The sequence below is a fragment of the Chryseobacterium sp. Leaf404 genome (assembly GCF_001424145.1).
Classification (GTDB): domain Bacteria; phylum Bacteroidota; class Bacteroidia; order Flavobacteriales; family Weeksellaceae; genus Chryseobacterium.
The window spans coordinates 176,220-192,907 of the sequence record NZ_LMQM01000001.1 but is presented as its reverse complement, the minus strand read 5'-3'; the positions used below and the strand labels follow the sequence as shown (position 1 = coordinate 192,907).

Here is a 16,688-nt window from a genome sequence, read left to right as displayed (position 1 = left end):
TTATAGTCTAAAAAGGGGTAAGATCGTTGCTCTTTTCTGTCGGTTTAACTAAAAACACAATTAAAATCACAGTACTATTTTTAAATATAATAAAATAGTGATTTCGAAAGTCAGACTTTAACCTAACATTGTCAGAAATAATTTATTGAGAAATTATTATTTTATTTAAAGAACCTCCGGCGGTGAATATTGTATTACACCTCTAAAGTGAAATACGCCGAAGGTTACAGTTTTATTTCCAATAATTCCAGACAGTACCGTCAAATAATGCGATACTTTTGCTTGTTGTGTCATAGCACATCATCCCAGGATAAGGACTTTTCACGCTGGTATGTGGTGTTGCTATTCTAGGTAAAATCATTGCTTTATTGGCAGATTCCAATATCAGAACTCCTTTTGCATTACTGGTATCCGATCCTATTATAGCTCCTTGGTCTTGTGTTGCTTCCAAAGTCGTATTGGCAGTGATTGAAGACGAATTTCCGGCAGTACTGAGATTTACCCAAATATTATTTTCAAACATTCTTATATTTCCGGCACTTTTATCAAGCAGGAATGTTCCATTGTTGTAACTCTGGTTAGCTGCTAACGCATCGTTGACATTATCTACTGCCGGCAGAATTATTCCACTGGTATTGGCAGTAGAACTGTTGAAATCAAGAATGGTAGATGTTCCTTCCACATCCATCTTGCCGCCGATAGATATTTGTGCATTCGCAAAATTAGCAACTGCTGAAAAGGTTATAGTGAAAATTATCTTTTTCATGTTATTTTTATTTATTTTCCTCACTTGAATCCTCTTTCTTGGAAAAGGGATTCAAGTGATTCACTTATTTGTTAGTTAATCGTTGCAGGTTCTTTTTATGCAGTTCCAGATCGTTCCGTTGTAAAGTTTTACACAGTTTGCATCAATGTCATAAATAACCATTCCCGCTTTAGGGTCTGCAATTATTCCCTGATTCTGTACTCTTGTAATCACGAATCCTTTCTCTCGGGACTCTAAAGCAATGAATCCATTCGGGATATTTTCTGGCCATCCGGTTTGCTTTTGCTGTACTGTGATTCCTACCTTTGTAAACCCATTTGGAGTTCCGATAATAGGAGGTTTGGTGCAAGAACAGTCATTAAATATCACAAAAACTGGTTGTATTGAAGAACAGCTTCCTGCAGTTGCTTGTATGTAATACGTTCCTGCCGCCGTAATGCTATTTGCATTAGCTAAGGGAATTGTTGCTGCGGCATCTTCAAAATAGGCTAATGTTATTCCTGCATCGCTACCTGCAGTTATCGCGGCAGCAGTAATATCAACAGTAGAACCCGTACAAGCAATCGCTGGATTGGTTACCACAAGATTTATTGTAGTGGGTTGTGGGTTTAGTGTAATAGGCGCAGTTGCAGGTGCAGCACAACCCAAACTATTGGATAAAGTAAAGCTATGATTACCTACCGGAAGATTATTGAAAGTATAATTAGTGCCGCTTCCGTTGGTTACTGTACCATCAAAACTATCGGTTAAAATCCAAGTACCTGTTGGTAAATTTGAGAGGGTAACGCTATTATTTGATGAGCCACAAGTAGATTGAACTATAGTGGAAATAGTAGGAGTTATGAGATTATTCACAGCAATTTGTTGATTGAATGTTCTTCCGCAGTTATCAACAATTTGCATGGTGTATATAGTTCCTGATGTTAAACCATTAAAAGTTCCACTGGTTTGTGTTGGTTGTACAACAGTTGTTCCTGCTTCATTGAGTAAAGAATATTGATAAGGAGCTTGTCCACCTTCTGCAATTCCTGTGATGGAAGTACCACAAGCTGCCAAGCTATCAAAAGACAAAGCTACAAAAGGATTTACAATCACTGTTTCTTCATAAATATAATTGGTTCCTGCAATTCTTGGGATTCCATTCACCCCACCAATACCAGGATAATCAATTTTTCCAGATGCAGTTACTCCTCCAAAACGAATTTTATAAGTTCCGGGTGGAACATTTAAAAATTTAATATCTGGAGCTACATTTAAAACTTTGGTAAGTGTACTTATTAAAGTTTCAGAACCATCTGCATTAATTCTATATAAAGATCTTGTATCTCTGTCTGCAGGAGAAATTTTATGGGTAATATCTGCATTTCCATTCGTATAAGAACAAGTTGAAACAGTTACGCTCGTTGTACTATTTAATATACAATTGGAACCAAGAGTAGCAGCAAAATTATTTGTTCTTCCGCAAGCATCAGTATAGGTCATATTATATGTACCTGCTGCAAATTGTTTTGGTCTTCCAAATCCATTATCCGATGCTGGACTTGTAATATTAATATTTGATGCTAATTGATAAGAACCATTACTTGATGGACTACTAAACGTATATGTCTGAGGATAAACCATTGGAACTGTTACGGTAGTTTCTCCCAAAGTAGAAACCCAGTTTGCTGGACCACTATTGATAGTAATGGTTATTGGAAACGTCTTTAATTGAGCTGCTGGTAAACTAACAAACAATACTCCTGTATCATCAATAAAAGGAGAATTAGATGGTAATCCAGGGCAATTAGCCTGTGTAGCTACAGCATTGGCAGGCATTGGTATATTTATGGTTTCTGTGACTGATAGACCACATGCATCTATATAAGTAATGGTATAATCTACACCATATTGAAGGCCTGAAAAAGTTGTAAAAGGACCTCCCCAAACATGATCAGCAGGATAATTAAAAGTTAAAGGATTACCGTTAACATCAAGTGCTGTTACAGTAGGATTAGCAGTTTCTACAATTGTTGCAGTATAAGGAACGGTTCCGTAATTTAAAGTTCTATCGATATTATATCCCTGAATACAAGGATTTGCTGTAGATTGCATGGTTGATGTTAACAACCCCGCTCCTCCAAGTTGAACAGCAGTTGGCGGAAAAGGAATAACAAATGTTGATTCCGGTCTGCTACATAAATTACTGGTTAAATGTATAGTTATTGAACCACCTGCAAAAAATGCAAATGGAACTTCAAATTTTCTTGTTTCGTTATAATCATCTGAAGCAGCCGCTCTAGTAGTTGTGTAAACATTATTAACGGGTATATAAGTTGCCCCTAAACTGTTTGTAAAATAAAAATTAATTATTTGTCCTGTTCCACATCTTGCGAATCTGGTATCAATGATATAAGTATCCCCACAAACACCATTTCTGGTTACTCTGTTGATGATTTGAGAAAAGGTATGATTAAACTCTGGCAAGTGTGGTTGTCCCAAAGTAACCGATTTATCTGCACTGGTGTTACCACATTGATCAATAATATCTACCACATAAGTTCCTGCCGGTAAATTTGGAATTTGAAACGTACTTCCTGCAGGAATGGGATACGGTGTTGGATAACTTGGATGTATTCCTCCACCAACAGCTGTTAAAATTCTTGCAAAATAAGGTCTGTTGGCATTCGGACTTGCAGCGCTGGAACTGGTAATCCCGGAAATATTAATGTATCCATCGGTACCGCCGTTACACGTAGGATTCCATCCCTGAAGCGTAAAACCATCACCCGGTCTTATCGTGCTGTTTGTACATTGTGCATTAATTTTTGTGCTGAAAATCATCAGCAGAGGAATTAATACTAAAAGTAATTGTTTTTTCATTTTTTTATCGCATTTATATTTTATTAAATTCGGAGATAATGGGTACACAAATTATCCATTTCATCTTAATGAAATTTTATTTTGTAATGATTAAGCATGATTTTTTTCAGAGCCTTTAAAAAGAGGAAAGGGATTTGGGCAAAAGAAATAAACGAAGATTTTGCATCTTGGAAAAAATAGATTTTTTTTCATCTGTTAGCTGTGTTTAATAATGATTGCAAATATTGAATTAATTTGAATCAATAAATTATCTCTTATCAAACAATTTATCAAATGATTTATATATTTTTAAAATATTGAATATCAGTATTTTAAAAATATCTTCATTTAATTTAACTTATTTTTTTTACGAATTAACTGGTTAGAAATATTGAAAAAAATATATTTGTAGTGTTTTTAATATAAGAGAGTACAAAAGCTAGCTTAAAAAAACATATATTTATTCCGTATCGGAATAAAATAAATCACAAAAAAACCCATAAAGTAGATGCAAAGAATCACTATTTTCTGTAATAGTGTTGATTATTCTCAGAGGTTTGGAAATAAATTAATAGAACGCTACAGGATTTGCGCATCTCTATTATTTATAAATATTGGCATAAATGAAAAAAATTGAGTTGGAAAAGGAATTAGAAGACAAAAAACGCGAATTCGGAATCAGATTCATCCTTTCGTTTTCTGTAATTTCACTTGTTAATATCATCTTATTATATATTACGGATTATTATCAGATGAAAATTTTTGTGATTGATGTCAATTTTTTATATATAATGCTAGTTATTAGTTTATATACAGCTTACATTTTATCGAAATCCAAATATAATTTTTCCGCTATATTCTCTGGTTTTTTTGCAATATGTTTTATTATTGCTACGTACCTCAGTTTATTGTTATGTAAAATTTCCGAAACAGTTTTTGTCTTTTATATTCCTCTTATTGCACTTTTTTTCCTATTGAGTACCTTAAAGAGAGCAATCTATTTCACAATATTTGTATTGGTTTTATGCTATTTTATGCCAGATTTATCATCAGCACTTCAGCTTAATAATTATGAAAAGCAGTTTGTGAATAATCCCCAAGGCTTAAAATTTCAGGAATATTTGTCAATCATTTTTTCCGCTCATTATACCTTTCTCATTATATACTATTATCTCAAAATAGATGAGATAAAAAAAAGGTATATCTATTCATCTATTGTAAGAAGTACAAATAACCAAAGCCAAAACGAAAGTATTAGGATAGATTTCACGGATCCGGCAAAAGGTAAATATAGAGAATCAGTAGAATCTTATCATGATAATGAAAAATATAGAACCTTATATGACAGAATAATCTCGTTTTTTGATTACGATAATCCTTACCAAAATCCAGAATTTAATATCCGGAAATTAGCAGAATCTGTAGATTCTAACAGCACTTATGTTTCCAAATCTCTTAATATGATAGGAAACAAAAAATTTAGTGAGTTAGTGAATGAATACAGAATAAAGCAGGTTCTGCAAGAATTAGAAAAAGATTCTCACCAAAAATTTACAATAGAACATATTTATACCAATGCAGGGTTTTCACAACAAGCAACATTCAACAGAATTTTCAAAGAATATACGGGCAGCACTCCTTCAGAATATATAAAAAATCTTCAGAAGCAGAGTTAAATAAAAATTAACACAGATATTCTAGTCTATTAAAACGCAATAATTCTTAATTCTATCTGGAAAATTAGAAATCATCAGATGAAATTTGTTGAGAATCTACAATTTTCAAAACTTTAGAGAAACTGAGGGAAACACACCGGCAAAAACCTTTCCACATCACAGCAGTTTGATTATATTTGCCTAATTCTCATCACTGAAAAAATCGTCATTTATCTTGTTCTAGATTTATCCCACAACATAGGAAAGCGATTTCATTTGATGTATTGAATAAAAAATTTCTCCACATGAAATTAAATATAAAAAACGAAACGGGAAGACTGATGTCTGTGGTTTTAGGCCAGCCCAAATCGATGGGGCCTGTTCCCACTTTGGAAGAAAGCTACGACGCCAAATCCTATCATACGATACAGCACAACATATATCCTGCCGAAGCTGATATTATCAATGAAATGAATGCTTTTGAAGCTGTTTTAAAAAAATATGATGTCCAGGTTTTCCGTCCGGATATTATTGAAGATTACAATCAGGTTTTTGCAAGAGATGTAGCTTTTGTGATTGATGATAAAATGATCATTTCCAACGTGATTGCCGACAGGGCAGACGAGCAGGAAGCTTACAAAACTGTTTTTGAGAAAGTGAAGTGGAGAGATATTATCAATCTTCCCGAAACCGCACACATCGAAGGTGGCGATGTTATCGTATGGAATGATTTTATTTTTATAGGAACCTGTTTCAGTGAAGATTACAGAAGTTATAAAACGGCAAGAACCAACGAGTACGCCATCGAAATTCTTAAAGAATATTTTCCGAAAAAGAGAATCATCGATCTCGAACTCAAGAAAAACGACAGAGAGCCTTACAAAGGAATTCTGCATTTAGACTGTACTTTCAACCCAATCGGAAAAGACAAATGTATTATTTACAAAAACGGTTTTGTGGACGAAAGCGATTACAATTTAATCATCGATATTTTCGGGGAAGAAAACTGTTTCCATGTAACAGACGAAGAAATGTTTGAAATGGTACCCAATGTTTTTTCAATTTCTCCCGAAGTTGTGGTTTCAGATAAAGCTTTTACAAGAATGAATGACCATCTCAGAAACGAATGGGGAATGACCGTTGAAGAAATTCCGTACAGAGAAATTTCTAAAATGGGAGGACTTTTACGTTGCTCAACAATGCCATTAGTTAGAGATTAATTTTTTTAAATTGTCACGTTATTGAATCAAAGCAACCCATTTTTCACGTTTGTTTGTCATCCAGAAAGGATACAGGCAATTGGTTGAAGATTCTTTCAGAAATTTGCGCATATTTTCACCTTAAAAAAACTCAAAAACAATGCAGACAACAGGTACAGTATTAATGATAGAGCCAATCGCGTTTGGTTATAATGCAGAAACGGCAGAAAACAATTATTTTCAGGTAGAGCAGAAAGGTGCGGATATCCAGTCAAAAGCTTTGGCAGAATTCAAAATTTTTGTGGAGAAATTAAAAAGCAAAGGCATTAACGTTATCAACATTAAGGATACGATTGATCCACACACACCAGATTCTATTTTCCCAAACAATTGGGTAAGCTTTCACAATGACGGGAAAGTAGTTTTATATCCGATGTTCGCCTCCAACAGAAGGGTAGAGCGAAGGGAAGACATCATCGAAAGCATCAAAAACCAAGGTTTTGAAGTCACAGAAATTGACGACTGGTCTTTGCCGGAATTTCAGGGACATTACCTGGAAGGTACCGGAAGTATGATTTTCGATCATGATAATAAAATCGCCTACGGCTCGGTTTCTTTAAGGTTAGATGAAAATCTCTTCAGAAAATTCTGCGATAAATATAATTTTATGCCTGTCGTTTTCCATTCTTTTCAAACTGTAGGAGAGGAAAGACTTCCGATTTATCATACGAATGTGATGATGTGTGTGGCAGATCAGTTTGTGGTAATTTGCCTCGACTGTATTGATGATAAAGCTGAAAGAAATAACGTGGCTGAAACCATCAAAAATTCAGGAAAGGAAATCATCGAAATTTCTGAAGCGCAGATGCAGCAGTTCGCAGGAAATATGCTTCAGGTGCAGAATAAAGATGGCGAAAAGTTTCTGGTAATGAGTCAGACCGCTTATCGGTCATTAAATGCTGAACAAGTTTCAAATATTAAAAAGTATTGTGAAATTATTTATTCAGATTTAAAGACCATTGAAGTGAATGGTGGCGGAAGCGCAAGATGTATGCTTGCTGAGGTTTTCCTTCCGAAAAAATAACAAGTTTTGATTTTAACAAAATATAGCTTCTGATTTTAAGTCAGAAGTTTTTTTTATGCTGAAAACTTAAGTATATCAAAGATTTTTTGGGAAGACATCACACCGCTGCACCGCTGCGCAAAGTCTCCCGACTTTGTGCAACTTAGAATCAAAACCTAACGCCACCGCACAAATCCCCTTCATGCGGCTTTTTCTTTTTCAAGACATTAATTTCTCAAAATGAGACCTACCCAAAAAACTTTAATAAAATTTGTCTTTAAGAAATTATTCCAATGCAAAAACACATTCTCAGTTCCTACTTTATGGGCAGAAGATTTTAGGATTACATCTAATACAAAAGGTAAAAAATGGCTTTGCATACAGCTGTAGGCCTTCTAACACTGTCCCGACCCTGTTGTATAACGGGGTCGGGACGGTTTCATAACGGGATGCAGGGAATTGCCAAGGGTGGATACCCCCGTTCCGAAGGGGGGTAGGGCAGTTCATTAAGGGGGTGAATACTATTGAAGAAGGGGGCTTTGGCACGTTCAGAAGGGGGCTTAACCCGTTTGAAAGGGGATTTTGATCTCGTGGTTATTTTTTTATATTTGGATGAGGTAATTTTGTATTTTGATAAACAATTCGAAGTCAAGATATTTTGCGTCGAAAGTAGGTGACTTTGCTACATTCAGGAGTAAAAATGATTATTTTAAATATTGTACTTCAACATCTAATTTAAGACTGATTAAAAAATACATGAAAATACAGACGTTTTTTAATATTGCTATACTTTATTTAATAACTATAACGAGCCAAACTAAAGCTCAAGAAACAATTGTGGAGGTAAAATCTAAAGTTGTTAAAATAGATTCTACTAAATCATTTTATATTATAGATATAGGTTTGAAAAAGGACAAAGGAATTTTTATCATTTCTAAGACATGTAATAACTATTTTTTGAAGCAAATGAAAATCAAAAAAAATGTTGAGTATATTTTTAAATTCAGATCCAGACGACATAATCCTAATACTACCTTTCTTCCAAACAAGGATTTAATTTTTGAATATGCTGATCAAAAAATTGTTTGGAACAATAAGATGAAAAAGTCATTTTATGAAGAATGTTTAAATATGTGTGGTTTATTTATTGAAAATCAATGATTTTTCTCACTCCGAAAAGTCGCCGCTGCGCAAAGTCTCCCGACTTTGAGCAATTAGTATCTCCGCTGCCACCCGAATCCTCTGCTCCGCAAAATCCACTGCTGCGCAAAGACTTTGAGCAAATGTGAATTTGTGAAGTATAATAATTATAATAAAGATTGATAGCTAAACGAAAGATATGGGAATATTACAACAAAGAGGAATTAAATTAGTTAAAAAAACAGTTAATGGATACACATTTAAAACTGCGAAAACTGATGATTGGGATATGGTACATATAAAAGCTTTTACTGATACTAAAATTCTTGAGGAAATTATTCAAAACCTTGACTTAGCAATTGCAGGTCACTATGATCAAATTAACGATACAGGTTTAACAAATAAATATGATGACATTGCTTTTATTGAACCTAACGGGATAGAATATTGGGATCAAGATGCTCAGAATAAATATCCTTTTACATGCTCATTAGAGGATTTTAGAGCATTATGTATAGAGTGGCTGAATTTTCTAAAAGGTAGATAATTTATATTACAGGTATGAGTGTTTAATATATAATGCTTTAGTTAACGAATCAACCGCAACGCAAAGTCTCCCGACTTTGAGCCATATATGTCAAAATAGTAAACGTAATCACACAAATCTTTCTTTCACTACCATTAATTTCTCAAAATGAGACCCACCCAAAAAACTTTAATTAAATTTGTCTTCAAGAAATTATTCCAATGCAAAAACACATTCTTTTTATAGCGGTTCTGTTAGGGTTTTCTATCAATGCTCAGCAAAAAACGTTTTGTAACCCGATCAATATCGATTATGGTTACACGCCTTTTGAAGTTTTTTCAAAACAGGGAAAACACCGCGCGACGGCCGATCCGGTGATCGTTAATTTTCAGAAAAAACTGTTTCTTTTTTCTACCAATCAGGAAGGCTACTGGCACAGCGACAATATGCTCGACTGGAAATTCGTTAAAAGAAAATTCCTCAGAGACAACAAATACACCCACGATCTGAATGCTCCCGCAGTCTGGGCAATGAAAGATACTTTATACGTTTACGGCTCAACATGGGAGTCTGATTTCCCCATCTGGAAATCTACCAATCCAACCGTAGACGACTGGAAAATTGCGGTCGATACTTTAAAAGTCGGAGCCTGGGATCCTGCTTTTCATTATGATGAAGACAAAAATAAACTGTATCTGTACTGGGGTTCAAGCAACGAATGGCCACTTTTGGGAACAGAAGTCAAAGTGAAAAATCTGCAGTCAGAAGGTTTTGTAAAACCTATTTTAAGGCTTAAACCTGAAGATCACGGCTGGGAAAGATTCGGGGAGTACAATGACAATGTTTTTCTGCAACCTTTTGTGGAAGGGGCTTGGGTGACTAAGTATAAAGACAAATATTACATACAGTACGGCGCTCCGGCAACAGAATTCAGTGGATATTCCGACGGGGTATATGTTTCTAAAGACCCGCTGCAGGGCTATGAGTACCAACAGCACAATCCGTTTTCTTACAAGCCTGGCGGTTTTGCAAGAGGAGCGGGGCACGGTGCGACATTTGAGGATAATTTTAAAAACTGGTGGCACATTTCAACGATTTTTATTTCCACTAAAAATAATTTTGAAAGACGTCTGGGAATCTGGCCCGCAGGTTTCGATAAGGATGATGTGATGTACACCAATACGGCTTACGGCGATTACCCGACTTTACTTCCGCAGTTTGCTCAGGGGAAAGATTTCTCAAAAGGTCTGTTCACGAATTGGATGTTATTGAATTACAACAAACCCGTTCAGGTTTCTTCAACTTTAGGTGGCTACCATTCAAATTTTGCGGTGGATGAAGACATTAAAACCTATTGGAGTGCAAAAACAGGAAATTCCGGAGAATGGTTTCAGACCGATTTGGGGGAAATTTCTATAATCAATGCTATTCAGGTCAATTATGCCGATCAGGATGTTGAGTTTATGGGAAAAACCGAAGGCAAAATGCATCAGTATAAAATCTACGGTTCAAACGACGGCAAAAAATGGAAGGTGATTGTAGATAAAAGCAAGAATACCAAAGATGTTCCTCACGATTATATCGAACTGGAAAAACCGGCGTCAGCAAGATTTTTAAAAATGGAAAACCTGAAAATGCCGACAGGAAAATTTGCCTTAAGCGGTTTCAGAGTGTTCGGAAAAGGTGCGGGAGCAAAGCCTGCGAAAGTTCAGAATTTTGTTCCGTTAAGAGCTGACCCGAAAAAATATGGTGAAAGAAGAAGCATCTGGATGAAATGGCAGCAGAACTCAGAGGCCGATGGTTACGTCATTTATTGGGGGAAATCTCCTGATAAACTGTACGGAAGTATTATGGTTTACGGTAAAAATGAGTATTTCTTCACCGGAGCCGACAGAGTAGATTCTTATTATTTCCAGATTGAAGCGTTCAATGCAAATGGTATTTCTGAGAGAACGGAAGTGGTGAAGTCGGAATGATTTTTTACTTGTCAACACCAAATTTGTCATTCCGTAGGAACCTAAACAGATAATTTTAAATTGCTGAGATTCCTGCGGAATGACAAAGTAAGAACTTAATAGAAGCGCTCTGAATTTTTTCAGGGCGTTTGCTATTTAATCTGCTTCAAAAACGCATCAATTTTATCAATTAAAAACGTTGAGTTTTTATCTTTATCCCAATCCAGATGGCCACCAGAAAATTCGTAAGATGTGTTCAGCACATTACTTTTATGCAAAGCTGAATCTAAAATTCCTTTTTGCGACAGTGGAATCACCTGATCATTATTTCCATAGAAAGAAAGGGTGGGAGGAGATTTTTCGGTAATCCATTCCACGGGACTGGCAAATTTCTCTTTGGTGAAATTGTTTGTTACAGCTGCAGGATCTACAAGCCTTTTTTCAACGAAAGAATAGTCAGAATAATTTTTAAAATTCGGATCAGATAAATCTGAAGGGCCTACAATATTCACCACAGCTTTTATGTTTTCAGCCTGATCAAAACGGTAGGAGTAAAGCATCGACAAATGTCCGCCCGCGCTGTTTCCTAAGAGAATAAATTTAGTTTTTACAGGAACAATTCCTACTAGATAATCTATTGACTTTCTGATATCTTCAGTCTGATTGGGAAGTCCGTACTGTGTTTCGTCCGCAAGACGGTAGTTCATATTAGCGAAAGCAGATTGAGGAAATTTTTTCATCAGCGATAAAGTAAAAAAGGTGAGATCCGATTTTTCTCCCGCTTTCCATCCTCCGCCATGAATTATGATAAACACCGTTTTTACAGAATCCCTTTTTTCAGGAATGTAAAGATCCATTTTCTGCTCGGCATCGTCACCATAGGAAATGTTGATTTGCTGCTCAAAAGAAATGCCTTTTTCAAACTTGATTATTTTTTCAGTACATGAAAACAGTGTGATGGCAAGCAACAGAAGTACTGCAAATTTATTCATTCCTCTAAATTAAATAAACGATGAAGAATTGAGTTGTATTATTCTAAAATTGTTGATAGGATTTTACGATTTAGCTTTATTAAAATTAATGATTTCCTTTTCTCTGAAATAACAAAAAAGCCTACCCATCAAGGTAAGCTTGTAACAATAATAATTGAAATATGAAGAATGAAATTTTATCTTGTTCGGCTTTTAATGGCATCTGAAGCACCTTCGATGTCTCTTACTTTTTTCACTTTTTGGTTTCCGAAATTATAAGTAATGCTGAAAGTTCCGCCCTGTCTGAACTGGTCATTTTTTACATAGTTGTAATTTCCGTTGGCCTGGTAATCTTCAATCTCTACGATATTTGTACGGAGAACGTCGGTAAGATTTAAGGCAAAAGTCCAGTCGTTCCAGTTCTTTTTGATGCTTAAATCAAGACTTGAAAGATTTTTCAGCATACCCAGTTCAATTTGCTGTTTGTCTACGTAGAAGAAATTTACACCCAAAAACCAGGTTTTCTTTTTGTCTAAACGGATGGTGTTGTTGGTTTGAATTAAAATACTGGTGGAGGAGATTCTGTTTTCATATATTGGAAATACATCTCCGGAGGTTGGGTCAATGCTCAGGCTTCCATCATTCATGTTTCTCTGTACACCGATGGTAAAATTGGTCGTAAGATATTGTTTGAAAAATGTTTTCTGCATTCCTACAGTTGCCGTCATTTCCTGTTTGTCACCGAAATTGGTTCGGATGTATCTCAGCTGTTTGTAGGTATCTTGGTACGGAAGATTGGTAGCAGGGTCAATTACGACATTTCCGTCTCTATCTTTTCTGTCTTTCAAAATATCTCTCTGTAATGGCACCTGCGTGATTACGTCTTTAGAAAGGGAATGATTTAATATTAAAAAATAGGAGTTTTTGTACATATAAGTCAGTTCCTGATTATACGTGGAAGATGCTTTCACAAAAGGATTGTTTTGTGTGTAATTGTCTTCGGTAAGGATGTTTCTCACAGGGTTCAGTTCCCAGAAACTTGGTCTTCTCATCCGGCTGGAAAATCCGTAAGACAAATTATTTTTGTCATTTATAGCATAATTAAAGCTTAAATAAGGAAGTAGATTGTTGTAATTTCTTTCAATTTTTCTGTATTCCAGAGCGGCATTGTCTGATGTTCCCAAACTGTTGGTGATTTCGTATCGCGTTCCTGCTTTCCCTGAAAATTTATCGCTGAATTTCTTTTCTAAAGTTAAATAAGCTCCGTAGATATTTTCATCATAAATAAAATGATTAGGTCTGAATTCCGGATCTTTTCCCACCGCAAAAGTGTCGCTTCTGGTATCGTTGTCCGTTTTGGTTTTATTAAAATTTCCACCGACAGCTACAGTGAAATCTTTTTTAAATTTCTGAATATAATCTACTGTACCCGAAAAATTATTGATGATCTGAGGCAGATTTTGGTTAATAGTCTGGCTTACCAAACCGTCAGTTCCATTGGCATCCGACAAAATTGTTTTATTTTCTGTAAACTGAAATCTTCTGAAGTTGAGGTAAGCCGCGTTGAGGTTTAATTTACTTCCCAGAGAATCGGTTTTCAGTTCGTAATTTAAATTGACTGAATTATTATAAGATCTTGCATCTTCTTTGTTTCTGGAGTTGGTGTAATTGGTGATGTAAGCTGAGTTTTCTGCATCAAAAGAACGAATGGTATTGAATAAATTGACTGTTGAATTGTAGCTTTTATTGGCATTTGTATTCCATGAAAGGGCGAGATTGCTTTTTTCTGTCAGTTGATAATCAAAATTCAGATAGCCACCGATGTATAGATTCGGGTCATCGATATTTCCTGTAGATTCGTTGGAAGAAGAAGCATTTCCGTTTCGTAAAACATACTGCTGCCCTTGAATATTTTCGCCACCGTACAAATTTGAAGAGATTCCCAGCTTATCTTTTCTGTAATTCGCTGAAAAACTTGCCGAACTTCCGTTGTATTTATTCTGTTGATTGGCCATTCTCATGTTTCCGTTCAGCCCGTCGCTCATTTTCTTTTTCAGAACTATGTTGATAATTCCGTCTGAAGCTTCTACCTGAAACTCGCTTCCAGGCATTGTAATCACTTCAATTTTCTGGATGTTTTCCGCTGGCGTATTTTTCAGAAACTGAACCAGAGATTCAGCATCCATATTCGATTTTCTTCCGTTGATATAGATTAATGCATTGTTTTTTCCTGCGATTTTCAAATTTTTATCATCCGTTGTAGACAGAAGAGGAGTTTGTCTCAGCAAATCAAACGTTGTATTTCCTTTTGCAACAGGAGATGCGGCAACATCATACACAAAGCGGTCAGTCTGTTTTTTAAAGACCTGTTTGGTAAGAACCACGGCTTCAATATCTTTTGTTTTGGTAGAATCTGTTTTTTTCTGCTGAGCCAAGCTAAGCCCTGAAAAAAATATAGCTGCTGTTAAAATTGTGGTTTTCATAATTGGTTGGTTTAGGTTGTATGTATCTGTTATTATCTAACATTGCAAAGATATATTAATTATTTAGTATTATGCAATACAAAGTAGTGTAAATGTTTTAGTTTTAATCTCAACATATTGACTGTCAGTGATTAAAATTTCATTTAAAAAATCTGTACTGCTATCTTTACATCTGATAAGACAGTTTCAAAGATATTTTTGTTACATGAAAAAGATATTTTTCAACTTATTATTTTTTTTGTGTAATTTAGATTTTACAATAAAACTTAATAATTTATGACAAAACTTTATTCATTACTGATGATTTTTATGATTCTCGTATCATGTAAAAGCGATTCTCTTACTGATATCGAAAATCAGCAGCCAGGAAATCAGGAAACAAACTTCAACTTTGGAAATTCTGCACAGAGAGATTTCCACGGTTTGGTTTTAGCAACAAACGGAACAGCGGTTTCCGGAGCAACGGTTACTATCGGTTCATCAACCGTACAGACCAATGCTAAAGGACTTTTCGTAATTAAAAATGCCAGTGTAAAAGAAAATTTTGCTTACATCAAAGTAACAAAGGCTGGTTTTGTAAATGGTTCCCGCACAATGGTACCGACCAGTGGCAGCAACAGAATTAATATTATGATGATTCCTGCAACCACCACTTCCACCGTTGCGTCAGGAGCTACGGCAACGGTTTCATTACCCAACGGAACAAAAGTGAAATTTGACGGTAGCTTCAAAGACGCCAGCGGAAATGGATATACAGGAAACGTAAATGTTTCTCTGTTTCATCTGAAACCGTCAGATCAATATCTGAATGAATTGATGCCTGGTTCTCTTCTCGCAAATAATACCGCAGGAAATGCCAGAATAATGGAAACTTTCGGAATGCTGCATGTACAGTTAACGGGAGCGTCCGGCCAAAATCTTCAGATAGCAAATGGTCATACTGCTGAGATGACAGTGGCAATAGATGCTGCACAAACTTCTACAGCTCCCGCTACAATTCCGTTATGGTCATTCAATGAAACCACCGGAATCTGGCAGGAAGAAGGGGTTGCAACCAAAGTTGGCAGCGCTTATGTGGGAAATGTAAGCCATTTTTCATGGTGGAACTGTGATGCGCAGTTTCCTCAATGTCTTTTGAATGTTCATATTCAAAACTCTACCGCTCAGCCGCTGAGTAATGTTACGGTAAAAATATTCAGACAAAATCAAAACTCTACCTCTGCAATTACCGACGGAAACGGAAATGCTTCAGGGATTGTACCGGCTGGTGAAAATTTAACTCTGAAAATTTATGATGCCTGCAATAATGTAATTTTGACCAATAATATTGGGCCTTTTACAAATAATTCTACCAATACACTTCCAGCTATCACAATTGCGCAAAGCCTGAGTAATACGATAACCATTTCAGGAACTCTCAAAGACTGCTCTGGCAATAATGTTACAAATGGTGTTGCCAATTTATCTTATACAGCAGGTACAAATTATTTTTCTAATTTTTCTACACTGGTAACTAACGGAAGCTTTTCTTTTAATGTTTTAAGCTGTGCAGCCAGTCAGCAGTTGACCTTTGCCGGTGCAGATTTTACGAATCTTCAGACAACCGGAGATATTAATTTTACTGCAACTTCGCCAACTACCAATCTGGGTAATCTTACGGTTTGTACTGCGGCGACAGAATTTATTACAAGTCAGACAGATACACAGCCTGTAAAATATTATCTGGCACCCATCAATGCTGGAGGCAGTTCACAAACGCCGGTACCAAATCCAAATTATGCATTTTATGTAAGCTCGCAAAGTGCAACGGGAGGTTTTTATTTGAATTCACAAAACCCAATTGGAGTAGGAACATTTACTTCCAATTTTACTTTGGAATCTGCCGGTGGAGTAATCAATGCCAATGGAAATAATCTCACTTTACAGGTAAGTAATTACGGAGCAGTAGGGCAGTACATTGATTTTACTGTAAACGGAACATACACCAATAATACTGGTTTACATACACTGAGTGTTACAGGACATGTCATTCGGGATAACTAAGATGAACACATCAAACTGTAAAATAAAGAGGCTACAAACGAGCCTC

The 16,688-nt window shown here is 35.7% G+C and carries 11 protein-coding genes; 7 read left to right on the top strand and 4 right to left on the bottom strand.

Going from position 1 to position 16,688, the window contains the following annotated elements; all coding sequences use genetic code 11:
• Positions 1 to 232 precede the first annotated feature (232 nt).
• Positions 233 to 766, bottom strand: coding sequence for a hypothetical protein (locus ASG31_RS00825; protein WP_056028010.1), 534 nt, complete (start codon positions 764 to 766; stop codon positions 233 to 235).
• Positions 767 to 841: 75 nt separating this feature from the next.
• Complete coding sequence (locus tag ASG31_RS00820; RefSeq protein ID WP_131725481.1) at positions 842 to 3,676, bottom strand: carboxypeptidase-like regulatory domain-containing protein; 2,835 nt, start codon at positions 3,674 to 3,676, stop codon at positions 842 to 844.
• A 554-nt stretch (positions 3,677 to 4,230) separates the two neighbouring features.
• Between ASG31_RS00820 and ASG31_RS00815 the strand changes: the two genes are divergently transcribed.
• The 6 genes from ASG31_RS00815 to ASG31_RS00790 all read left to right on the top strand — a co-directional run bounded on the left by ASG31_RS00815 (position 4,231) and on the right by ASG31_RS00790 (position 11,166).
• A complete protein-coding gene (locus ASG31_RS00815; protein ID WP_056026750.1) occupies positions 4,231 to 5,283 on the top strand; it encodes a helix-turn-helix domain-containing protein in 1,053 nt (350 codons plus the stop codon).
• A 284-nt stretch (positions 5,284 to 5,567) separates the two neighbouring features.
• The gene (locus ASG31_RS00810; protein WP_056026747.1) at positions 5,568 to 6,482 is read left to right on the top strand and encodes a dimethylarginine dimethylaminohydrolase family protein; all 915 of its coding nucleotides are present in this window, start codon (positions 5,568 to 5,570) and stop codon (positions 6,480 to 6,482) included.
• Positions 6,483 to 6,621: 139 nt separating this feature from the next.
• Positions 6,622 to 7,545, top strand: coding sequence for a citrulline utilization hydrolase CtlX (ctlX, locus tag ASG31_RS00805; RefSeq protein WP_056026743.1), 924 nt, complete (start codon positions 6,622 to 6,624; stop codon positions 7,543 to 7,545).
• 735 nt (positions 7,546 to 8,280) lie between these two features.
• On the top strand, positions 8,281 to 8,685 hold the full coding sequence (locus ASG31_RS00800; protein ID WP_131725480.1) for a hypothetical protein: 405 nt from the start codon (positions 8,281 to 8,283) through the stop codon (positions 8,683 to 8,685).
• 178 nt (positions 8,686 to 8,863) lie between these two features.
• On the top strand, positions 8,864 to 9,211 hold the full coding sequence (locus tag ASG31_RS00795) for a hypothetical protein (protein WP_056026739.1): 348 nt from the start codon (positions 8,864 to 8,866) through the stop codon (positions 9,209 to 9,211).
• Between the two features lie 200 nt (positions 9,212 to 9,411).
• A complete protein-coding gene (locus tag ASG31_RS00790) occupies positions 9,412 to 11,166 on the top strand; it encodes a discoidin domain-containing protein (RefSeq protein WP_056026735.1) in 1,755 nt (584 codons plus the stop codon).
• Between the two features lie 131 nt (positions 11,167 to 11,297).
• Here the strand turns inward: ASG31_RS00790 and ASG31_RS00785 are convergent, their stop codons facing one another.
• Positions 11,298 to 12,137 (bottom strand): alpha/beta hydrolase, encoded by an 840-nt coding sequence (locus tag ASG31_RS00785; RefSeq protein ID WP_056026731.1) that lies wholly within the window; start codon positions 12,135 to 12,137, stop codon positions 11,298 to 11,300.
• 176 nt (positions 12,138 to 12,313) lie between these two features.
• A complete protein-coding gene (locus tag ASG31_RS00780) occupies positions 12,314 to 14,599 on the bottom strand; it encodes a TonB-dependent receptor domain-containing protein (protein WP_056026728.1) in 2,286 nt (761 codons plus the stop codon).
• A gap of 276 nt (positions 14,600 to 14,875) precedes the next feature.
• Between ASG31_RS00780 and ASG31_RS00775 the strand changes: the two genes are divergently transcribed.
• Positions 14,876 to 16,642, top strand: coding sequence for a hypothetical protein (locus ASG31_RS00775; RefSeq protein WP_056026725.1), 1,767 nt, complete (start codon positions 14,876 to 14,878; stop codon positions 16,640 to 16,642).
• Positions 16,643 to 16,688 lie beyond the last annotated feature (46 nt).